General features: G+C 58.5%; 21 protein-coding genes. 15 read left to right on the forward strand and 6 right to left on the reverse strand.

Annotated elements, in window-relative coordinates; genetic code table 11:
- Window positions 1-45 precede the first annotated feature (45 nt).
- The 12 genes from ACP15L_RS13690 (at window position 46) to ACP15L_RS13745 (ending at window position 13,113) form a co-directional block, all read left to right on the forward strand.
- The gene (locus tag ACP15L_RS13690; RefSeq protein ID WP_170705819.1) at window positions 46-987 is read left to right on the forward strand and encodes a hypothetical protein; all 942 of its coding nucleotides are present in this window, start codon (window positions 46-48) and stop codon (window positions 985-987) included.
- On the forward strand, window positions 974-1,450 hold the full coding sequence (locus ACP15L_RS13695) for a hypothetical protein (protein WP_425084588.1): 477 nt from the start codon (window positions 974-976) through the stop codon (window positions 1,448-1,450). The genes ACP15L_RS13690 and ACP15L_RS13695 overlap by 14 nt, the downstream gene beginning before the upstream one ends.
- A complete protein-coding gene (locus ACP15L_RS13700) occupies window positions 1,447-3,351 on the forward strand; it encodes a GMC family oxidoreductase (RefSeq protein WP_425084589.1) in 1,905 nt (634 codons plus the stop codon). The genes ACP15L_RS13695 and ACP15L_RS13700 overlap by 4 nt, the downstream gene beginning before the upstream one ends.
- Window positions 3,348-4,439 carry a ferritin-like domain-containing protein gene (locus tag ACP15L_RS13705; RefSeq protein ID WP_425084590.1) on the forward strand — a complete coding sequence of 364 codons (1,092 nt, stop codon included), beginning with the start codon at window positions 3,348-3,350 and terminating at the stop codon, window positions 4,437-4,439. The genes ACP15L_RS13700 and ACP15L_RS13705 overlap by 4 nt, the downstream gene beginning before the upstream one ends.
- Before the next feature lie 138 nt (window positions 4,440-4,577).
- Complete coding sequence (locus tag ACP15L_RS13710; protein WP_425084591.1) at window positions 4,578-5,675, forward strand: MHYT domain-containing protein; 1,098 nt, start codon at window positions 4,578-4,580, stop codon at window positions 5,673-5,675.
- A gap of 139 nt (window positions 5,676-5,814) precedes the next feature.
- Entirely contained in the window at window positions 5,815-6,648 is an 834-nt protein-coding gene (locus ACP15L_RS13715; protein ID WP_425084592.1) for an FAD binding domain-containing protein, read from the forward strand.
- Window positions 6,649-6,660: 12 nt separating this feature from the next.
- Entirely contained in the window at window positions 6,661-7,155 is a 495-nt protein-coding gene (locus tag ACP15L_RS13720) for a (2Fe-2S)-binding protein (RefSeq protein WP_170435943.1), read from the forward strand.
- Window positions 7,152-9,569, forward strand: coding sequence for an aerobic carbon-monoxide dehydrogenase large subunit (locus ACP15L_RS13725; RefSeq protein ID WP_425084593.1), 2,418 nt, complete (start codon window positions 7,152-7,154; stop codon window positions 9,567-9,569). The genes ACP15L_RS13720 and ACP15L_RS13725 overlap by 4 nt, the downstream gene beginning before the upstream one ends.
- 103 nt (window positions 9,570-9,672) lie before the next feature.
- Complete coding sequence (locus ACP15L_RS13730) at window positions 9,673-10,539, forward strand: AAA family ATPase (RefSeq protein WP_425084594.1); 867 nt, start codon at window positions 9,673-9,675, stop codon at window positions 10,537-10,539.
- A complete protein-coding gene (locus tag ACP15L_RS13735) occupies window positions 10,539-11,729 on the forward strand; it encodes a vWA domain-containing protein (protein WP_425084746.1) in 1,191 nt (396 codons plus the stop codon). The genes ACP15L_RS13730 and ACP15L_RS13735 overlap by 1 nt, the downstream gene beginning before the upstream one ends.
- Before the next feature lie 12 nt (window positions 11,730-11,741).
- Window positions 11,742-12,554 (forward strand): XdhC family protein, encoded by an 813-nt coding sequence (locus ACP15L_RS13740; protein ID WP_425084595.1) that lies wholly within the window; start codon window positions 11,742-11,744, stop codon window positions 12,552-12,554.
- Window positions 12,555-12,660: 106 nt separating this feature from the next.
- Window positions 12,661-13,113: a CoxG family protein gene (locus ACP15L_RS13745; RefSeq protein WP_425084596.1), complete on the forward strand. Its 453-nt coding sequence runs from the start codon at window positions 12,661-12,663 to the stop codon at window positions 13,111-13,113.
- Between the two features lie 62 nt (window positions 13,114-13,175).
- Here ACP15L_RS13745 and ACP15L_RS13750 read toward each other — a convergent pair whose 3' ends face one another.
- A complete protein-coding gene (locus tag ACP15L_RS13750) occupies window positions 13,176-14,114 on the reverse strand; it encodes a c-type cytochrome (protein WP_425084597.1) in 939 nt (312 codons plus the stop codon).
- A gap of 48 nt (window positions 14,115-14,162) precedes the next feature.
- Between ACP15L_RS13750 and ACP15L_RS13755 the strand changes: the two genes are divergently transcribed.
- Together ACP15L_RS13755 and ACP15L_RS13760 are read left to right on the forward strand one after the other, a co-directional pair.
- Window positions 14,163-14,735: an RNA polymerase sigma factor gene (locus ACP15L_RS13755; protein ID WP_425084598.1), complete on the forward strand. Its 573-nt coding sequence runs from the start codon at window positions 14,163-14,165 to the stop codon at window positions 14,733-14,735.
- Window positions 14,732-15,469, forward strand: a complete 738-nt coding sequence (locus ACP15L_RS13760; protein ID WP_170692719.1) for a hypothetical protein — start codon at window positions 14,732-14,734, stop codon at window positions 15,467-15,469. The genes ACP15L_RS13755 and ACP15L_RS13760 overlap by 4 nt, the downstream gene beginning before the upstream one ends.
- Before the next feature lie 92 nt (window positions 15,470-15,561).
- On the opposite strand, the gene ACP15L_RS13765 is transcribed toward ACP15L_RS13760, so the two are convergent.
- Entirely contained in the window at window positions 15,562-16,725 is a 1,164-nt protein-coding gene (locus tag ACP15L_RS13765) for a Hint domain-containing protein (RefSeq protein ID WP_425084599.1), read from the reverse strand.
- A 145-nt stretch (window positions 16,726-16,870) separates the two neighbouring features.
- Here ACP15L_RS13765 and ACP15L_RS13770 point away from each other — a divergent pair, with 145 nt between their 5' ends.
- Window positions 16,871-17,161, forward strand: coding sequence for a hypothetical protein (locus tag ACP15L_RS13770; protein ID WP_425084600.1), 291 nt, complete (start codon window positions 16,871-16,873; stop codon window positions 17,159-17,161).
- Between the two features lie 66 nt (window positions 17,162-17,227).
- Here the strand turns inward: ACP15L_RS13770 and ACP15L_RS13775 are convergent, their stop codons facing one another.
- From ACP15L_RS13775 to ACP15L_RS13790, 4 genes are all read right to left on the reverse strand, one after another.
- Window positions 17,228-18,439: an aminopeptidase P family protein gene (locus ACP15L_RS13775; protein WP_425084601.1), complete on the reverse strand. Its 1,212-nt coding sequence runs from the start codon at window positions 18,437-18,439 to the stop codon at window positions 17,228-17,230.
- Window positions 18,440-18,599: 160 nt separating this feature from the next.
- Window positions 18,600-19,811 (reverse strand): ABC transporter permease, encoded by a 1,212-nt coding sequence (locus ACP15L_RS13780; protein WP_170473721.1) that lies wholly within the window; start codon window positions 19,809-19,811, stop codon window positions 18,600-18,602.
- Between the two features lie 5 nt (window positions 19,812-19,816).
- On the reverse strand, window positions 19,817-21,094 hold the full coding sequence (locus tag ACP15L_RS13785; protein ID WP_425084602.1) for an ABC transporter permease: 1,278 nt from the start codon (window positions 21,092-21,094) through the stop codon (window positions 19,817-19,819).
- A gap of 71 nt (window positions 21,095-21,165) precedes the next feature.
- Window positions 21,166-22,257: an extracellular solute-binding protein gene (locus ACP15L_RS13790; RefSeq protein WP_425084603.1), complete on the reverse strand. Its 1,092-nt coding sequence runs from the start codon at window positions 22,255-22,257 to the stop codon at window positions 21,166-21,168.
- Between the last annotated feature and the right edge of the window lie 81 nt (window positions 22,258-22,338).

Consider the following 22,338-nt stretch of genomic DNA (forward strand, 5'->3'; position numbering starts at 1 on the left):
TGAGCAAGTAGAATTGTCACAGCCAGTGGGGGAGATCACAGCCAAATGACAAAGAAAAAAGCCAAAAGCGACCCGTGCCATCAGACGGATGTCACCGGCGTCATGCCGAAACTGCCAAAACAGTTTGACACGTTCCCCTTCTATTATGCCTCGCTGCAATGCCAATGGATGTATTGGTACACCTCGGTCGAAGTTGCCCGCCAGTTTGTGAAAGGCACCGGCCTGTGTGTCGCCGAATTTCCCGATGAAGACGGCGAGAACAAGGCCGTCATCCTGCTGAACTTCCAACGCTATACCGCGCACTATGATAACTCTCTGGGCTTCGTGAACGAGGTGGAATTCAACTTGCTGGCCTATCCCAAGAACCGGGTGCCAGGCGTGCCGAAGATGACCCTGACCGAGTATCTTCACGGCCGGGATCAGACAAAAACCATCGGCCATCTGCGGGTTCATGTGGCCGCCGACAACGCCATGGCTGTCAAGGCCGGACGCCAAGCGTTCGGAGAGCCCAAGTTTCTGGGCCAGTTCAACTACAAGGTTCCTTCGCTGAACGCCAAGATGAAGGGACACCCACCGATTTCGCCTAAGAAATGGTGGATTCAACTGGTCAATCCCGACGATCCGCAAACCATCGTTTACGATCTGACGGCCGATCTGGGCAAACTCAAGGGAGATCACTGGACTCTGACCAACTGCACTCCGATCCCTGAGTTCGCTACCGGGCTTGGACGCACTGTTTGGACTCGCTGGACCATCTCGGGCCTGTTTGAAACCGCGATGTTGACCACGAAAGAGGGCAAACGCATCGCAAAAAGCTTCAAGCTGAAACTGGGCAACAACGATTTCCCGATGACCCGCGACATGCGCACGCTTTTCACCGATATGACGCCGGTGGCCGTGCAGGTCTTTGAAAGCCCGCCCGCCTGCTTTGAGCCTCGTGGCTTCTATGTGGACGCAATTGATGGGGATCGCCATGAAGACGCATGATGACACCCCCGAGTTTCAAGCCTTTCTGACGGTGAGCGCCGCCCTGACCGGCTATAGCAGCGCAGAGTTGCAAGGCACCGGATGCGCAGGCGAATACTGGCATCAGTTCCAGCAGGTCTTGCCCGCCGAAATCCTCAAGGAGTTTCTGTCTCATTCCGACAAGTTGGGCGGGCAGGACGACGACCGGATCATGCGTCAAACTTATCTGTCGGACAAATGCCTCGGCCCGCTGTCGCGCACGCTGATCCAGCTTTGGTACACCGGCCAATGGGTGCCGCTTTCACAGGAATGGCGCGAAAGCTACGGCGCGTCGCGGTTTGATGTGGTCAAGATCATCTCGACCCGGTCCTACAAGGAAGGGCTAGTCTGGGACGCCATCGGCGCGCATCCCCAAGGGGCCAAGCAACAGGGCTTTGGCGCATGGGGCCTTGAACCTCCAAAACAGCGGGGGGCAGGCAAATGAGCGCAATTGCAGATGACGACCGGACCTATGATGTGGTCATCGTGGGGGCCGGGTTTGCCGGGGGCATTCTGGCAAAGGAGCTGGTCTCGGCCGGTCTTTCGGTTCTGATCCTCGAAGCCGGAGAAGACCACGGCAAGACGTGGGAGACGTATCGCTCCTACCTGGATCAATACTATCTGTCGCTGGCCAAGACGCCAAACTCTCCCTATCCGAACCTACCAACCCTGCCGTCGCCTTCGGTGCTGGACATCACCGCAGTACGAGGCACCGAGCCGGACACCAACGGGTACTTCGTGCAACGCGGCCCCCTGCCCTTTGGCAGCAACTACCTGATGGCCTTTGGCGGAACCTCGCTACATTGGCTGGGCACAAGCCTGCGTATGATGCCTGCTGATTTCGAGATGCAAAGCCGCTTTGGCAAAGGCGTTGACTGGCCCTTTGGCTATCAGGACCTGCGCGCAGACTATGAGCGCGCCGAGTGGGAGATCGGTGTCTCGGCCGATGCCGACGAACAGACGCCCAAGGCACTGGGTATTCGCACGTCAGGACGGCACGACAATGTCGGGTATTTCGACAAGGAATACGACTACCCGATGCATTCGATCCCGTCGTCTTACGTGGATGGCTTCTTTGCCAAGGCAGATGGGATGCCCATCGAAATCGGCGAGGATGCCACCAGCACGGTTCACCTGAAAGTCTCGCGCACGCCGCAGGGCCGGAACTCAACTCCGCGCAAGCCAAGAACTGCCAAGGGCATTCAGGTTGGCGACAAGCGCAGGCAGCAATTCCGCGCGCGCGGCGCGACCGGACCATTCGCCTATATGGGTCAGCGATGCGAGGGAAACTCAAGCTGCATTCCGATCTGCCCGATCCAGGCCAAATACAACGCGATGAAAACGCTCGAGGATGCCAAGCACGAAGCCAAGCATCAGATGGAGACGATCACGCAGGCCATCGCCTCAAAGGTCGAACTGGCCGAAAGCGGGCGTGTATCTGGTATTGTTTACAAGAAATACCCGTTCCCCGGTGTGCCTCAGTACGAACTGCGCCGGGCCAGAGGGAAGCAATATGTGCTGGCTGGCGGTGCGGTGGAAAACGTCACTCTGGCGCTGGCCTCGGGGATTTGCACCAGCAGTGACGAGCTGGGCCGCAACCTGATGGACCACCCTTACATGATGACATGGGGTGCCGCGCCAGAGCCGGTTGGCCCGTTTCGCGGGCCCGGATCGACCTCTAGCTATGCCAATTTCCGGGACGGAAACTTTAGGAACAAGAATGCAGCCTTCCGTTTGGAGATCGGTAATTGGGGATGGAACTTTGCCGCTGGCTCCCCGAACTCCGACGTGGCGCGGCTGGTCGAGCAGGACAACCTCTATGGCACCGCCCTGCGCGATAAGCTCTATTACGATGTCCAGCGGCAGGTCCGAATTGGCACGATGGTTGAGCAATTGCCCAGAGCCACAAACCGAGTCACCATCGACCCGGCCTATCGCACGCCAATGGGTGAATACCGCCCGGTGATCAGCTATGATCTGGACGACTATTCGCGCGCCGGGCTGGCCGCAGCCAATGACACCTGCGCGCAGATTTTCCAGCGGCTGGGTATTAAGAACCATACCTCCTACAGCCCATCGGATGCTGGGTATTTGACCTATGATGGCAAGGGTTACACCTTCTTCGGTGCAGGCCATCTGGTCGGCACCCACAGGATTGGGACGGATCGGCACAACTCGGTCACCAATGACGAGATGCGCGCATGGGATCACGACAATCTGTGGCTGGTGGGCGCAGGCTCGATGCCGACGATTGCCACGTCCAACCCGACGCTGACGATGTCGGCCATGGCCTTCAGGGCCGCCAGAGCCATCCAGAAGGCCGTTCGGAAAGGGGGTGCGAAATGAGTTCGAAAAAGAAACTGGACGCCGCGCGCAAAAATCTCTGCAAACATCTGCAAGACGCTTTGATGCTGGAGCTTTCGACAATCCCGCCCTACGCGACGGCCTGCTATTCGATCCTGGAGCAGGGGCAATACGACCGGTCCGAGCCGACTATCGTCAACGCCGAGCCGATCGAGGTGATCCGTCAGGTCATGGTCGAAGAGATGCTGCATATGGTTCTTGCGGCGAATGTGATGAACGCGATCGGGGGTACGCCTCAGCTGAACAATCCCAACTTGCTGCCGAAATACCCGACAGAGCTTTTGAACGGGGCCGGGCCAGAGGTGCGTCTGCGCAAATTCTCGCCCAAACAGGTCAAAAGCTTTCGCAAGATCGAAACCGCGCCGAAAGACCTCCGCAAGGCATTGAGGGGGCACTATTCCACCATCGGTGGATTCTACGCCTATGTCAGGAAGCTGCTGGAAGAAGCGTGTAAGGAGTTCGGGGACAAAGAGATCTTCATCGGCGACCCCGCGCGTCAGATCTCCAATGACGACTATTTCGGCGCGGGCGGTGAAGTTGTCGAAATCACCGGCACCCCAGCGCAACGTCGCAAGGCGGCTTTTGATGCCATCCAAAAGATCATGGAAGAGGGCGAAGGCGCAAATCTGGGTGGCAAAGCGGGTGACGGAGACACCATTCCGGGGCCAGCCGGCCATGAGGACGTTGCACACTACTTCAAGTTCAACGAAATCCTACATAGCCGCTACTATCGCGCCGAAGATCTTGTGACCGACCCTCCGACTGGCGGTGACCTGATCGTTGATTGGAGCGCGGTCTCGCCCATGAAAGACGACCCCAGCGAGGAGAACTACAAGTCCGCCCCCGAAATCGCCGCGATTTCGGCCGAGTTCAACGCCGCGTGGTCCGGTTTGCTGGACGGTCTGCACATCGCCTTCAACGAGGATAAATCCGCTTTGCGCGACCTTGTTCCAACGATGTATTCGATCAAGTCGCTGGCGCAAAAACTGATGCGCATACCGTTGCCGGACGGATCGGGCGAGACAGCCGGGCCGACATGGACCTACCTTGCGCCGAAAAAGCGGGGCTGACCTGTAGCCAAAAAACCGGCGAGACCCGTTTATGCGACTCAGTCGAAACAGGTATCTTCCGCTGAGGCCAACAAAGATTGTGCGGATAATTTCAGTTTGATAACGTCATGATCGCGCTGGGGAGGGCGCGGCATCTCAATGTTGGACTATTCGCACAATGCGTGGCTCGTGGCGGCCTCGTTGGCCGTGGCGCTGATGGCCGGCTTTACCGGACTGTACCTGACGCATGGCGCGTCGAAACTGGACAATCAACGGCGCAAATTCATCGTCGCCCTCGCAGCTGTGATACTGGGCGGCGGTATCTGGTCGATGCATTTCGTTGCCATGCTGGGCCTGCAACTGCCGATCCTGTTTTACTATGACGCACTGGTAACGCTGATCTCGGCGCTGGTTGCCATCCTTATGGTAGGGCTGGCGCTGCTGCTTTTGCATTTCCGTCCCAGAACCCCGCCGACCATCATTGGCGCGGGCGTGATCGTGGGGCTTGGCATCGTTGTCATGCACTATGTCGGCATGGCCGGGATGCAGCTGTGCCGACCCGTCTACAGCCTGTTCGACATCGTTTTGTCGACCGCGGCCTCGGTTGTTCTGTCGGTTCTGGCGATCTGGGTAGCTTACGACAGCCGAACCCATCGGAACATCCTGCTGGGCACAGCCTGTTTCGGCATTGCCGTGTTTTCCATGCATTTCATCGCAACCGGTCTCACGGATTTCGTGGCCACCGAGACTGCCGGGGCTGCCGGGCCTGCGCTGGACAACCAGATTCTGGCAATGGGCGTCACGGTTGCAGTCTTCCTGATCTGTGGCGCCTTCCTGCTGACCGGGATCACCTTCATCGAACCCAAGACTGAACCCGCCTCAGTCCCAACACCCGCCCCTCAACCAGAACCAACCCCAACCCTACGCGCAGGGGTGCCTTTTGAACGTGAAGGCCAGACCTTCTTTGCCGAACCCGCCCAAATTGCCGCCATCCGGGCCGAGGGGCATTACACCATTCTCTATATCGATTCCGAGAAACTGTTCTGCCCCTGGTCCATCACCGAGGCCGAGACACGCCTACAGCCAGATGGCTTCCTCCGCGCCCACCGAAGTTATCTGGTGAACCCCAAACATGTCTCAAGCTTCGAGAGGCATAAGGACAACGGGACATGTTATTTCGACTCTGTCGAGGCTCTCAGTAAAGTACCCGTCAGCCGATCTCGCCTGTCAGATATCCGCGACGCTTTGGGCCTGTGATCGCAACTCGTGCAGCTCATTCGCATTTCGTGAAACAAGCTGCGCGCCCCGTTCCCTACGGCTGGAACCGCTGAGCGCACCCCTGTTTCCTAACTGCAGGTACCCCAAGGTATACCGCTTGGACCCAGGGAGGAAAAAAATGATACCAGCCGGTTTTGAGTATCACCGGCCAGGCGACATCGCCTCGGCCATCGGCATTTTGCAAGAACACGGAGACGAAGCGCGCGTGATCGCGGGCGGGCACAGCCTGATCCCGATGATGAAGCTGCGCATGGCCGAGATGGGCCATCTGATTGACCTGCAGGCCATTGAAGAACTTAAGGGCATCGAGGTCGGGTCCGATACCGTGACCCTTGGCGCCATGGTGACGCAGCATGAGTTGATCACCCATGACGGTCTCGCCGCTGCCATTCCGCTGATCCGCGAAGCGGCGTTGCAGATCGCCGACCCTCAGGTCCGCTACATGGGCACCGTCGGCGGTAACGTCGCCAACGGCGACCCTGGCAATGACATGCCGGGTTTGATGCAATGTCTGAACGCGACGTTTGAACTGTCCGGCCCCGATGGGTCGCGCAGTGTCGCCGCGCGTGAGTTTTATGAGGCCGCCTATTTCACCGCACGCGAGGATGAGGAAATCCTGACCCGAATTTCGATTCCCGTACCTGGTGCTGGTGTTGGTCAAGCGTATGAGAAGCAAAAGCGCAAGATCGGGGATTATGCGACGGCCGCCGCCGCTGTGATGGTCGGTAGCGGCACGGCCTCGGTTGCGATGACCAACCTGGCGGACACTCCGATCTGGTCCGAAAGCGCCAGCGCTGCGTTGGCCGAGGGCGATGTGGACGGCTGTGTTGCCGCCATGCTGGATGCCATTGAACCCGTGGCCGACAACCGTGGACCCGTCGAATTCAAGAAACATGTGGCGAGCGTGATGCTGCGCCGCGCCATCGACCGTGCGCAAAGCCGCTCGGGTTGAGGGGAGGAAACCATGTCGAAAATGCACGTCAAACTCACCGTGAACGGTAAAGAGGTCGAAGGTCTGGCCGAGCCGCGCACGCTGCTGATCCACTTCCTGCGGGAAGATCTGAAAATCACCGGTCCTCATATTGGTTGCGAGACCAGCCATTGCGGGGCCTGCACCGTGGATATCGATGGCAAATCCGTCAAATCCTGCACGACTTTTGTGGCGCAGGTGAACGGAGCCGATGTCACCACCGTCGAAGGCCTCACCAATGACGACGGCAGCCTTGGCGTTTTGCAGGAAATGTTCCGCGAGCACCACGGGCTGCAATGTGGCTTTTGCACGCCGGGGATGATTACTCGCGCGCATCGCTTGCTGCAGGAAAACCCGAACCCGTCTGAGGAGGATATTCGCTTTGGCATGGCCGGGAACCTGTGCCGCTGCACTGGCTACCAGAACATCGTCAAGGCGATCTCGGCCTCGGCTGACATGCTGAACGCTCAGAAGGAGGCTGCGGAATGAACGATCAAACTCTGACCCCCGAAGAACGCGCCGCCAATCTCAAGGGGATGGGCAGCTCGCGCAAACGCGTCGAGGACGTGCGCTTTACCCAAGGCAAGGGCAACTATGTCGATGACATCAAGCTGGACGGGATGCTGTTCGGCGACTTCGTGCGCTCCCCCTACGCACATGCCCGCGTTGTAAGTGTGAACAAAGAGGCCGCCTTGGCGATGCCCGGCGTGATCGCTGTTCTGACAGCCGAGGATCTGGCCCCGCTGGGCTTGCATTGGATGCCAACGCTAGCCGGTGACAAGCAGATGGTTCTGGCTGATGGCAAGGTGTTGTTCCAGGGCCAGGAAGTGGCTTTTGTCGTCGCCGAAGACCGCTATATTGCCGCCGATGCTGTCGAGTTGATCGAGGTCGAATACGAAGAACTACCTGTTCTGACCGATCCGTTCGAGGCGTTGAAATCCGATGTGGTCCTGCGCGAAGACCTAGAAGGTCAGACCGAGGGTGCGCATGGCCCCCGCAAGCATCACAACCATATCTTCACCTGGGAACAGGGCGACAAAGACGCGACCGAAGCCATTCTGGCAGAGGCCGATGTGGTCGCCGAAGAGATGGTCTACTATCACCGCACCCACCCCTGCCCACTGGAAACCTGCGGATCCGTGGCTAGCATGGACAAGGTGACCGGCAAGCTGACGCTATATGGCACGTTTCAGGCGCCTCACGCGATCCGGACGGTTGTCTCACTGATCTCCGGCATCGCCGAGCACAATATCCGCGTGATCAGCCCCGATATCGGTGGCGGGTTCGGTAACAAGGTTGGGGCTTATGCAGGTTATGTCTGCTCGGTCGTAGCCTCGATTGTCACCGGCAAGCCGGTGAAGTGGGTCGAGGACCGGATGGAGAACCTTATGTCCACCGCCTTTGCCCGCGACTACTGGATGCAGGGCAAGATCGCGGCCACCAAGGACGGCAAGATCACCGGCCTGTGGTGTCACACCACGGCGGACCATGGCGGCTTTGACGCCTGTGCGGACCCGACCAAATTCCCGGCAGGGTTCATGAACATCTGTACGGGGTCGTATGACATCCCCACCGCTTACCTGGCCGTGGACGGTGTCTATACCAACAAAGCGCCGGGCGGGGTGGCCTATCGCTGTTCCTTCCGTGTGACTGAGGCGGCCTATTTCATCGAACGCATGATCGAGGTTCTGGCCATCAAACTGAACATGGACGCGGCCGAGCTGCGCCGGATAAACTTCATCAAGGCCGATCAGTTCCCGTATCAGTCCGCACTGGGGTGGGAATATGACTCGGGCGATTATCACACAGCGTGGGATAAAGCTCTGAAGGCCGTGGACTACGAAGGTCTGCGGGCTGAACAGGCGCAACGGGTTGAGGACTTCAAGGCTGGCAAAACCCGCAAACTGCTGGGCATTGGTCTGACGCATTTCACCGAGATCGTGGGTGCCGGGCCAGTGAAGAACTGCGATATTCTTGGGCTTGGTATGTTCGACAGTTGCGAAATCCGGATCCACCCGACCGGGTCCGCCATCGCGCGGTTGGGGACGATTTCACAGGGTCAGGGCCATGCCACGACCTTTGCCCAGATCATCGCTAGTGAGATCGGTCTACCCGCCGATGATATCACTTTGGAGGAAGGCGACACCGATACTGCGCCCTACGGGCTGGGAACCTACGGCTCTCGGTCCACGCCCGTTGCCGGTGCAGCGACTGCCATGGCCGCGCGCAAAATCCGCGCCAAGGCGCAGATGATTGCCGCATATCTGCTTGAGGTCCACGACGACGATGTCGAATGGGACGTGGATCGGTTCTCCGTCAAAGGCGCGCCCGAGCGGTTCAAGACTATGAAAGAAATCGCCTTTGCCGCCTATAATCAGGCTATTCCGGGGTTGGAGCCCGGTCTGGAGGCGGTCAGCTACTATGACCCACCGAACATGACCTATCCGTTCGGGGCCTATATCTGCGTCATGGAGATCGACGTGGATACCGGTGAGTGGGACGTTCGGAAGTTCTATGCTCTGGACGATTGCGGCACCCGGATCAACCCGATGATCATCGACGGGCAGGTCCATGGTGGCGTAACCGAGGCCTTGGCCATCGCAATGGGTCAGGAGATTGCCTATGATGAGATGGGCAATGTGAAGACCGGCACGCTGATGGACTTCTTCCTGCCGACCGCGTGGGAGACGCCGAACTATATCACCGACTACACGGTGACCCCTTCCCCGCATCATCCGATTGGTGCGAAGGGTGTGGGCGAAAGCCCGAATGTGGGTGGCGTGCCCTGTTTCTCGAACGCGGTGCATGATGCGTTCCGGCCCTTTGGGTTGGTGCAGAGCCACATGCCGCATGACCACTGGCGCATCTGGAAGATCGCCAATGGGTTGGGGATGCATGGGTGATTGGGTTCGGATCGGCTTGACCGATCCGACCGAACGGAGGGGGCCGGCCCCCTCCGAACCTCCCCCGGGATATTTTTAGCCAGATGAAGAATGGATCCTGGTTTTGACTTTGAGCGATGTGCAAAACGGATTGGCCGCGCAGGGCTATGTTGCTGATGACCGGTTGGCGATGGCGCTGCATCTGGCGCAGGCTTTGGGGCGGCCTTTGCTGCTGGAAGGTCCGGCAGGCGTTGGCAAGACCGAAGTCGCGAAGGCTCTGGCTGCCCAACACGACGCGCGTTTGATTCGCTTGCAGTGTTATGAGGGGCTGGATGCCAGCCACGCCATTTACGAATGGAACTACCAACGACAATTGCTGGCCATCCGCGCGAGCGAAGCGCAAGGCGGCACAAGCGAAGCGCAGTTGTTCTCGGATGATTACCTTCTGAAACGGCCCCTTTTGGAGGCGATCAGTGAAGACGACCCTCCGGTTCTCTTGATAGATGAGATTGACCGTGCAGATGAGGAGTTCGAGGCCTATCTGCTTGAGATTTTGTCAGATTTTCAGATCACGATTCCGGAGCTTGGGACAGTCAAGGCGCGCTCCCGCCCGATTGTGATCCTGACGGCCAATGGCACGCGGGACCTGTCCGACGCTTTGCGGCGGCGGTGTTTATACAGCTATCTCGGCTACCCTTCGCGCGAGACGGAGATGGCCATCTTGAAGGCGCGCATGCCCTCCATTGAAGGATTGCTTGCACGTCAGATCGTCGGGGTTGTTCAGGCCCTGCGCAAGGAAGACCTTGAGAAAACGCCAGGCATTGCCGAAATGCTGGACTGGGCCGCCGCCCTGTCGGGGCTGGGTGTGAACGACATGGCCCAATCTCGGGGCGAGGTGCAGGCGACGCTTGTCTGCCTGCTGAAAACGGCCGCCGACTATGACGCCGCCCCGACTGAGGTTCTGGATCGCTTGATCGGGAAGGTTGCGTGATGCAGGTCACCCGGTTTCCCTCACGCGCGGCGGGTTTGGCGGACCGCATGAGTGGATTCATGGCCCATCTGCGGATGAACGGATTGCGCGTGGGTCCCGCCGAAACCGGTGACGCGCTGGCCGCCTTGGCGGCGGTCGAGGCAACCGACGCGGCACAGGCCAGACAGGCCTTGTGCGTGTTGCTGACAGACAGCGCCGAGGATTGGCGACGCTTTGATGAGCTGTTCGACGCCTACTGGTTCAATGTCGGCAAGCAGCGCAGTGGGACAGCGCAGACCGCACATGTACGGGTGCAGTCCGCGAAACCGAAGATCTGGCAGCAGCAAACACAAGACGAACAGGATCCGCAAACGGATACAGATCAGGCAGCCGCCACTCCTGATCCGGGCGATGGGGAGGCCGAAGGGATGGATGGGAAGCTGATCGCGACCCGAACGGCCAACCTGTCGCGCCGGGATCTGCGTGAATTGATAGATGACGAGTCGCTGAGACAGGCCGAACGCGCTGCGACCCAGCTGGCTCGGGCGATCCGCGACCGTCGCTCGCGTCGAAATAAACAGGCACAGCGTGGTCGGACCCTGGACATGCGGCGGATACAACGGGCCAGTCTGGCGCGGGGTGGAGAGCCGATGGACCTCTATCGCCGTGCGCGACCGCCGCGACCGATGCGGATCGTTGCGCTATGCGATGTCAGTGGGTCGATGACCGTATATTCCCGCGTTTTCCTGGCGTTTCTCAAGGGCCTGATCGGCAGCGGAACTGAAGCCGACGCCTATCTGTTCCACACCCGTCTGATGCGCGTGACGGACGCGCTGCGCGATCACGACTCAATCCGCGCCGCCGGGCGGCTTTCACTGATGGCCGAGGGGTTTGGCGGCGGGACCGACATCTCTGGCAGTCTCGAAAGCTTTCTGGACGGCTACGGCGCGCGGGCGCTGAACGGACGGACGATCGTGCTGATCTTGTCGGATGGCTATTGCAGCACGGCTCCGCAGGCCTTGGGGCAGGTTCTGGAACGGATTCAACGCAAAGCGCGCCGGGTCGTCTGGCTGAACCCGCTGAAAGGCTGGCAAAATTACCAACCCGTTGCCGCTGCCATGCAGGCCGCAGAACCCCATCTGGACGCCCATCTGCCCGCCAATACGCTTGAGGCGCTTGCGGCGCTGGAACCTGAATTCAGAAAACTGTGAAAGGACATACCGATGGCAGATTTCGACATTTTCGACACGATTGAAGAACAGCGCCGCACCGGTGATGCCTTTTGTGTAGCGACGGTTCTGCGCACCGCCGATGCGACCTCGGCCAAGGCCGGAGGCAAGGCGGCCATCACCCGCGACGGTACGGTTCTAGGCCATCTGGGGGGTGCCTGCGTACAACGGGCCGTACGCGCCGCAGCGCAAGAGGCGCTGGTGTCGGGTGAGCCGAAAATGATCCGCGTCAAACCCTCGGACAAGGTTGTGTCGATGGCCGACCCGGACGGTGTTCAGACCTACAAAAGCGGGTGCCCATCCGGAGGGACAGTGGATATGCTGATCGAACCCTATCAACACGCTCCGCGCTTGATCATTTTCGGAGACTCTCCGATCGCGCAGGCGTTGGCGTCCCACGCGGCACTGGCTGGGTTGCGCGTGTGTTTGCCCGAAGGTGCTGAAAACACGGTGAAATACACCCCCTTTGATCCCGACGATCTGAACGCTTTGGGCGTTGAAGCGCGTGATTTTGTTGTGGTGGCGTCACAAGGCAAAGGCGACGGAGCGGCATTGAAAGCTGCACTGCAGTCACCCGCGCGCCGCGTGTCGATGGTTGCAAGCCGCCGCAAGGCCGAAGTGCTGTGTGCCAAACTAGAAACACAAGGGCTGAGCACAGAGCAGACCAAGCGACTGAAATCGCCCGCCGGGTTGGATATCCACGCCATCGACCCGCATGAAATCGCGCTTTCGATTTTGGCTGAAATCATCATGTGGCGCAATTCTGACAAATCCCAGGAGACATCCCATGATGAGAAAATGGCTTAACTGGCTGCACGCTTTCAAGGCGGCGCAGCCCGAGTTGACCGCGGAGGAGGCGACCGAAAAAGCCCTCCGTGTCTTTCCGAAATGTTGTTGAAAAAGGACCCCCCAGATGGAACTCACTGACGAAATACGCATCGCGGCCCCAAAGGACGTCGTTTACCGCGCACTCAACGATCCCGATGTGCTGCGCGAGTGTATTCCGGGCTGCGAAGAGTTGATCCAGCATTCGCCCGAACAACTCGAGGCCAAAGTCGTCCTGAAAATCGGCCCGGTCAAGGCCCGCTTCAACGGTGAAGTGACGCTGGACAACTCACAGGCGCCAGATGCGTTTTCGCTGTCCGGCGAAGGCAAAGGCGGAGCGGCTGGCTTCGCCAAGGGCGGCGCGGATGTATCCCTGACTACTGACGGAGATGAGACGGTTCTGTCCTACACCGCCAAGGTCACGATCGGCGGCAAGATCGCGCAATTGGGCAGCCGCCTGATTGCAGGGACGGCCAAAAAGCTATCCGGCAAGTTCTTCGACAAGTTTGGCGAGGTCGTTGCAGAACAATTCATTCAATAGGCGTTGCGTTTAACGTATATCAACGGGTGTGGCAGGGCCTGCCACACTCCCTCTGATTTCCCTTAGCCCTGTGCCTCATCCTCTATGTAGGCGATGACATTGGTGATATCGGCCTCTTTCTTCAGGCCGGGGAACTGCATTTTATTGCCGGGCAGAAACCCTTTGGGGTCGGTCAGAAACGCCGCCAGATTTTCTGGCGTCCAGACAAGATCGGTATTGGCAAGCGGGCCGGAATATTTGAACCCATCCACCTGCCCCGCAGATGCTCCCACCACATTAAACAGCGAGGGCCCTACGCCATTGCGGCCTTCTTTCAACTGATGGCAGGCTTTGCACTTGCGAAAGACCTTCTTGCCCGCTTTGAGATCCCCGTCTACTGCAGCGATTGCAACCGGAGCGGCGGGCGCGGCTTTGGCCTTGTTTTCATCCATGGTAAACACAAGCCGCGCGGTGATCGGTACGGTCCGCGTGATGCCTGGTAGGTCGGCCAGTTCCATCAGCTTGTCGACGCCTGCATCCACGCCTGCATCCTCGGTGCTGATAAAGACCATATCATTGGTGGAAACCATCACCGACGTCTCGGTCAGTCGCACCACGAACATCTCGGCGTCGAACTCGATCTCGGTCCCAACCAGAGACAACGCGACCTCGACATCGATGATCGACGATGCGCCCACAGCAAGGCCTGAGACCTCATCCATGTCGAATTCAGCGGTCAAGGCGGCGGTGCCTGCCTTGCGGAACACGTATTCGATCATCCGTTCGTTGCGAATGTCGATATTTGTCTCCACCGACGACAGATCAATCTCGATCTCAGCCTTGCCATCGGGGCTGACATGACCGCTCAGCCCGGTGAAGGAATTGACCTCGCCCACTGTTTCTTTCTTGATCGTTCCATAAGCCAGGTGCGAGGCATCCGAGGACAGAGTCCAACTTTCCGACAGGGCCGGGGTTGCAACAATTGCAGACGCAATCGTGACTGCTTTCAACAGAAGTTTCATTTCATTTCTCCTCAGGTTATGTAATTTCTGACCCCGCGGGCCCGGTCCGTGAAAGACAAACACACACAGGTCACGATTTATTCGATGAGTGGTGAAATCAGCTCGGAACAGGCCGTGCGCGGCGCGATCCAGACGCATTCGAAACGCGTGTGGCGGTTCGGGCTTGCCCTGTCGGGCACCTCGGATGTGGCCGACGACCTTTTGCAATCCACATGCCTGCGCGCGCTAGAGCGTCACCATCAGGTGACATCCCACGACAGGCTGGACAGCTGGCTGATGACGATCTGCCGTTCGATCTGGCTGAATGAAGTACGCGCGCGATCCGTTCGCAAGGCGCAGGCCCTGTCTGTGACCCCCGAAACTGAATTAATTGCAACAGGACCGGATTCAGAAACGAATATTTTCGCGGCTGAAGTGTTTACTCAAGTGATGCAGCTGCCAGAAGCACAGCGCGAGACCGTGATGCTTGTCTTCGTGGAAGGGTATAGCTATCGCGAGGCAGCAGCCTTGCTTGAGGTGCCGATTGGAACAATCATGAGCCGACTATCTACGGCTCGGCAGAAACTGAAAACCGTGATGCAGCACGAGGCTGCGGACGCCGTTCGACGGGGTGGCAAATGACGTTTTCCGATGAAACGCTGCTGGCGTATCTGAATGGAAATCTGGACGAGACCGACGCGCAAGAGATCGAGAGCGCGGTCGAAGCCGATCCAGAACTGGAACAGCGCCTGATGGCGCTTGATCCGTTTGCACCCGTTGTGCATTCGGTCTTCAAGGATGTTCCGCAGGATGTGCCTCAGATCACCTTGCCGGACCGCGCGACGTCTCAACCCGCGTCTCAACCTTTTCGATTGCTGGCCGTCGCGGCCTCGGTCGCGATTGTGGCGGTTTCAGCGACGTTGTGGGCGACACGACCCGCGCCGTTGGGCTGGGCGCAGCAGGCGGCGATCTACCAATCGCTCTATGTACCTGAAACAATTGCCACTCTGGACACCGCTCCCGAGGCGCTTGAGGCCCAGTTTGCTCAGGCCGAAGCCACGCTAGGCCGATCACTGAATCGCGAAGCCCTGAGCGCCTTGCCGGGGGCCGAGCTGAAGCGCGCTCAGGTTCTGTCTTTCAAAGGAAAGCCACTGGTTCAGGTCGTCTTTGCGGATGATCAGGGGCGGCCCTTTGCCTTTTGCGTGATCCGTCAAGGGCCAGGGGCACCTGACAAGGATGTGAACCTTGCCGTTCTCAGCGGGCTGGCAACGGCCACTTGGGCGGAAGACGGCTATGGCTACATGATCATCGGCGCCGATGGGCAGAGCGATCTGAGCGATCGCCTGACCGCATTTTCCGAGGCAATTTCCAGCTAAAATGCGCCTGGACCTTGGCCGATCGCGGAGGTTGAAGACTAAACCACATCGGACTTTCGAAACGAATAGCGAAATGACCGAGTTGTGAACAACTAATGCAGGCGGTTCGATGGCGTGGACGCGTCCTCGAGAACCAGCTTTCCGTTCTTCAGATGCCGCTCGACGAATTTCTTCTGCAAACGACCGGCTGGTACAGGATATGCCGTTTCCGCGGCGTAGCCCTGACGTTGCACTTCCGGGAAGAGGATAAAGATTTCTTCTCGGGCCTCCTCCGATATTGTCTTGATTGCTTCGGGGCCTGTAAACAAACTCTCCGAAGGAGCACCATCGGCGAAAATGACCTCGTGTTGATCGAAGAGAAGGTGGTAATAGACAACCTCGGTTATGTCTTCATCCACGTAGATCCCAGGTAACGCGGCCAGCTTTATTGCCGACACAAGGACATCGGGACTGCCGAACATACGCTCGGACACTTTGGAAGACACCAATATGCGGTGTTGTCTGGACACCAGCAGGTCTTTTGCTGGAAGCCCCTGCCCAAGTGCGCCGGCAGAGATACAGACAGGTCGCAATTTTTCCGCTGCGGCCCCTTGGGCCGCAAAGTCCACCGTTTTGGAACCAACCCACCGCAACCGCTGCGGGCCATTTCCCTTGGTCAGAACGGTGTCTCCCACGGACAGATTTTCAACAGAAGTTGGGCCGTTCGGCGTTTCAATCATAGTTCCCGCGCACAAACACAGAATATCGCCGGAGATATCACCAAAGCCGATTGCACCGGTATTGGCACCCGAAGACAGACCCCCTTCAAAGATGACCTCAATCCGGGACACCGGGCCTGCAATGGAAACGGTCAGCGAATCTGGCGCGCCTGGTCCTTCGACACCCGGAGACACATTCCCGCTGGCTTCGACCGTGTTATCGGTCTGGACGTGAAATGGGCTGAGGTTGGAGAAAACAACCGGGACCGGATTGTCGTTCACATCAAACGCCAGAACCGTCACTCTATCGTCGAAAGAGAATTCGTTGCTGTCCAGATCCAGAATTTCGAACGTCACGTTTTTAACAGCGGTTGAAAACGTCACCTCTGATGTCGCAGGGCCCGGGATGCCCGAAACAAACAGGTTTCCACCAAGAAACCCATTGAAGAATACCCCTGGATCAGAGGCCACGGTTAGCGTCGACGAGTTCGAACCGTCTGTCAGCACGGTCGAACTGTTCGCACTGCCCAGAGTTGACCAATCAAACAGGAATGGCACTACTGCGTCTCCCAAACCACTTAAACTGTGTAAAATAAGGGTACTCTATGCCATGCGTATTAACGCATCCTTAAATTGACAAGCCTAGAATTATTTTCCTGTAGTGTGATCAAAGTCAGCAAACCCCAATCAACCAGGACCGAAAATGGCCGTCGTTACCATGCCTGCGCAGACAGCCCTGCGGCTGAAGGACGAAATTCTCAAGTTATCGCAATCCGTTGAAGTCAAAATGTTTCTGGCCAAAGACGTTGTTCAACTGATCGGTTTCTCCGAAGAAGAGATCGCAGGTTTTGGCGGAGAAACCGGTGATGCCGTCGTTTTGGCAGTGCGGGACCTTCAGGCTCTCGAGCAGGCCATTCCACAATCTGCCAGCGGACGCTTGAATTATATCCCGATCGTGAACGAAAAAGCCCAGGCCAAGCTCGATCCGTTTTAACAAGCCTAAACCGCATTCTGCGTGTTTGCGGCAAAGGGTGAGGCATACGCCCCACCCTCCTTCAGATCACGCGTTGACGATGTTGTGACCCGGGCCGTAGGGGAAGCCGGTGATGTTCTTGGCCCCATCTTCTTCGACCACCAGAATGTCATGCTCACGGTAGCCACCGGCTCCGGGCTGGCCTTCGGGGATCCACAGCATCGGTTCGATGGACACGACCATGCCGGGTTCCAGAACCGTGTCGATATCCTCGCGCAGTTCCAGACCTGCCTCGCGCCCGTAGTAGTGGCTGAGCACACCGAAGGAGTGGCCATAGCCGAACGAGCGGTATTGCAGCAGGCCCTCATCTGCAAAGAAACGGTTGATCTCGGCGGTGATGCCGGAACAGGTCGCGCCGGGTTTGATCAGGCTCAGGCCAAGCTCATGCGCGGCGACATTGGCCTTCCAGATGCGCAGGCTGTCGGCGTCGGGTTCGCCCAGAAACAGGGTGCGCTCCAATGCGGTGTAGTACCCCGAAATCATCGGGAAGGTGTTCAGCGACAGGATATCACCCTTTTGCAGTGCCCGTTTGGTGACCGGGTTATGCGCGCCATCGGTGTTGAGGCCGGATTGGAACCAGACCCACGTGTCGCGGTATTCGGCGTCCGCGTAGGCGCGGGCGATCTCCGCCTCCATCGCGTCGCGACCGGCCATGGCGATCTCGATCTCGGTTGCGCCTTCGCGGATGGCGGCGTGGATGGCGGCTCCGCCCACATCAGCGGTGCGGGCACCCCCTTTGATCAACTCGATCTCCTCGGCGGATTTCACCATACGGGCCGCCATGGTGTCGGGCGCGATGTCGATCAGTTCAGGCTGGTCCAGCATCGACAGCGCCGTATCGCGCGCGGCCAGAGTCATGTGATCGCTTTCGATCCCGATCCGTTTCGCGCCTTGGGTCAGGCTGGCCACCGCGCGCCAGTAATTGTCGCGCTTCCAATCGGTATAGATCACGTTGTCCTCGACCGAACGGCGCCACGGCTGGCCTGCGTCGATATTGGCCGAAACCGTGGTGCAGGCGTCCTGCGTAACAACGCAGCCATAGGGCCGACCGAAAGCGCAGTACAGAAAGCCCGAGTAATAGGCGATGTTCTGCATCGACGTCAGCAGCACCACGGGAATATCCCGCGCGGCCATAATGTCGCGCAGTTTGCCCAGACGGCGGTCATATTCGCCTTTGCTGAACGGCAGGGGGGCTTTGTCGCCATTGTGGCAGGTGAAGAATTCGGGGCGATTTGTCATGTTCAGGTCTCTCATCTTTGCCGGGCGGCAAACCCGGCCACTTGTCCCGGCGTTCAGGACAGGCGGTCTCGGGGTCCGAGAGCCGATCATCCCAGTGCGTCCGCGACGCCATCGCGGCTGGGATGAACAGGTGAATCGTTAGATCAGGCGCGCGCTTGCGTCAAGCGGGGGAAAGCCCCCGCAGACGCTCGGACCGGCGGCGTAGCAATTCGACCGTTGTCAACAGCGCGATCGAGATCACCACAAGGATCGTCGCCACCGCCAGAATGGTCGGGCTGATCTGTTCGCGCAGGCCGGTGAACATCTGCCATGGCAGCGTCTTTTGGCTGGCTGAGCCGACAAACAGCACCACGACAACCTCGTCGAACGAGGTGATGAAGGCAAACAAACCACCCGAGATCACGCCCGGCAGGATCAGCGGCATTTGGATCTTGAAGAAGGTCCGTACCGGCCCTGCGCCCATATTCGCCGCCGCCCTAGTCAGCGAGCGGTCAAAGCCGACCAGCGTCGCGGTCACGGTAATGATGACGAAAGGGATGCCCAGAACGGCGTGCGCGAGGATGACCTTCACATAGCCAACGAAGTTCTTGTTCATACCCAGCGTGCCTTCCATAAAGCGACCAATATCGCTGTAGAAGAAGAACATGCCAGTGGCCGAGATGATCAGTGGCACGATCATCGGCGAGATTAGGATACCCATGATGGCACGGCGACCGGGGACATGACTCTGGCTCAGACCGATAGCCGCCAGGGTGCCCAGCGAGACAGAGATCACCGTGGCAATTGGCGCGATGATCAGTGAGTTCTTGAAGCTGCGCTGCCATTCATTGTTGGTGAAGAAGTCGCGGTAATGCTTCAGCGAATAGCCCTCGGGGTCCAGTCGCAACATCTCGGGCGTGAAGGTAAAGAAGTCCTGCGCGTTGAACGATAGTGGCAGAACCACAAGGATCGGCGTAATCAGGAAGACGAAGATTGCACCGCAGATCACACGGAACAGGTAGTGATAGAACACTTGTTTCGCAGTCAGATAGGGCAGCAGTTTGCGGCGATAGCGACCCTCATACAGCCAGTAGATGAACCATGCGAAGAACCAGCCGCCCAACAGGCCCAGAACGCCGCCCATAGGACCCGAAATCAGAAATCCGGCGATGCCGAAGCCCAAAATGGTGATCCAGCGGGCCAGATTCTCATTCTTCAGAACAGCGATGTAGATCCAGGCAAGTGCCGCGATCAGGGCGGCTCCGCCAATGATGCCCAGAAAGATCGAACCGTTCCCTGCGCCAACGAAGACACCGGCGAAGGCCCCTGCCAGCGCAACGCTTGGCAGGACCATGGACATTGGTTTGCGGGAAATCGGAGTAAGTGCGGCCATGTCGATTATCCCAGCTTCACGTTATCAATGCCGACGATCTTGTCGTAACACCAGTAGAGCAACAACACGACGGCCAGCAGGATCGTACCCAGCGCCGCGGCCAGCCCCCAGTTCAGCGAGGACGAGATGTGGTAGGCAATCCGGTTCGAGATGAAGACGCCCTTGGTGCCGCCCACGATCTCGGGGGTGATGTAGTAGCCGATGGCCAGAATGAACACGAGGATCGACCCCGCGCCGATGCCCGGAATGGATTGCGGAAAATAGATGCGCCAGAAGGTCGTCCAATTCGTCGCGCCCATGGATTTCGCGGCGCGGGTGTAGGATTCGGGGATCGTCTGCATCACCGAATACATCGGCAGTATCATGAACGGTAGCAGAATATGCGTCATCGCGATGATCGTACCGATCTGGTTGTTGATGATGACAAGTCGGGCGTCATCGGCTACCAACCCAAGCCAGACCAGCGTTTCGTTGATCACACCCTGTTGTTGCAACATAACCTTCCACGCCGAGGTTCGCACCAAGAGCGAGGTCCAGAAGGGTAACAAAACAAGGATCATCAGTAAGTTTGACACCCGCATCGGTAGGGTCGCCAGCAGGTAACTGACCGGATATGCCAACAGGATACAGGACGCGGTGATCACCAGTGACATGAACAAGGTGCGCCCGAAGAGCTTGATCAGGATCTGCTTGTCCTCGGGCTGCGCCTGCGCGCCTTCGGGTGTGCGGCGCATATCGACCGCGTTTAGGAAATAGCCGTTCGTCACAGCGGGCGAATGTGTCTTGATCACCGCCCAAGTCTGCGGTTCGCCCCAGCCCTCATGGATTTCGATCACCTGATCCTTGAACGGACCATCTGTTTCGGGGTCCAGCTTGCCCATTTTCCGACCCGAGCGACGGAACATCGAGGACATGCCTGTCTCTTCGTAGTTCAGGCGCGAGCCCAGCCGGGTATGTGTCTTGTTGTCAACGGCCACAACCATGTCGCGGACAAAGGCATCAAAGACGGCCTCGTCAGGCAGTTCGCCACTGTTTTCGTCCCAGCTTTGCAGGGCTTCGACCGTTAGGGGCAGAGTTTCCTGTACAATGCTGTTTTCCACCGACCGGAAAAGCATCGACGCAATCGGCACGATGAACGAGAACATCACAAACAGCAGCAGCGGAGCGACCAGCATCAAGGCCCGCAGCTTTTGACGTCGCAGCGACCGCGCCAGAGATTGCTTGAGCGGCGTGCCGTCAGCGGCCAGCATCGGACCAGAGTTTTGTTCGGTGGCGTCAGTCATCGCTGCCCCTTGGGTATTTTCAGAGTCGAGGGCGATCAGTCGCCCCCGACAGTCTTTAGAAAATCAGACGCTTATTGCGCCAGCCACGCCTGGAACTTGGCGTCGATGTCGTCGCGGTAGTCCGCCCAGAACTCGTAGTTATACAGGAACGTGTTCTTGGCGTTTTCCGGATCGGTCGGCATATGCGGTGCCATGTCGATACCCAGATCGGCATGCTGACCCACCAGCGGAGCCGACGAGGCACGGGCCGGGCCGTACGAGATGTACTTGGCCTGATCCGCCAGACGCTGGGTGTCAGTCGCGAACATGATGTAGTCCAGTGCGCGCTTCTGACGCTCTTCGCTCAGACCGGCGGGGATGATCCAACCGTCCAGATCGAACACCTGCGCGTCCCACAGCATGGCCACGGGCTGCTTCTGCTCTTCGATCACGCTGAACAGACGACCGTTATAGGTCGAGCCCATGATGACCTCGCCATCAGCCAGCAGCTGGGGGGTGTCAGCACCTGCCGACCACCAGACAACACTGTCCTTGATGGTGTCGAGCTTGGCCAGAGCCTGATCCTGACCCTCTGCAGTCGCCAGCACGTCATAAACGTCGTCTTTGGCAACGCCGTCACAGATCAGAGCCCATTCCATGTTGTTGATCGGACGCTTTTCCAGCGAACGCTTGCCCGGATAGTTTTCCAGATCGAACACAGCGCAGACGTCTGTAGGCGGCGTGTCACCGACCAAGTCGGTGCGATAGCCGAACGTGGTCGAGTAAACGATCTGCGGGATAAAGCAGTCGCTGACCAGCAGATCACCGAAGTCTTCGGATGCGGGCGTGCCATCAGGTGCCGGGGCCAGCATGGTGTCGGGATCGATTTCCATCGCCAGACCTTCGTCGCACAGACGGATCGCGTCCGCCGCAACAACGTCAACCACGTCCCAGGTGATGTTCCCGGCTTCGTTCATCGCGCGCAGCTTGGCAACCGCTTCGGCCGAGCTGTCGTCGTTCAGAATGGTGACGCCAGTCTTTTCCGAATAGGGCTCGTGATAGGCCTTAAGCTGTGATTTGGAATAGGCCCCGCCCCATGAGACGATGGTCATTTCTTCGGCGGAAACGCCACCGGCCGCTGTTGCCAGAGCCGCTGCAGTCAGCAGTGTCTTTGTTGGTTTCATGTAAAACTCCCAGTATTTCCCGTTTGTTGTATGGTCAGCCGACGCACGGGTTTTCGCCAGCCGGTCCCTCAGTGTAACCGC

Origin of the sequence: Ruegeria profundi, from assembly GCF_049800715.1 — a bacterium.
In the GTDB taxonomy this organism is placed as follows: Bacteria; Pseudomonadota; Alphaproteobacteria; order Rhodobacterales; family Rhodobacteraceae; genus Ruegeria; species Ruegeria profundi_A.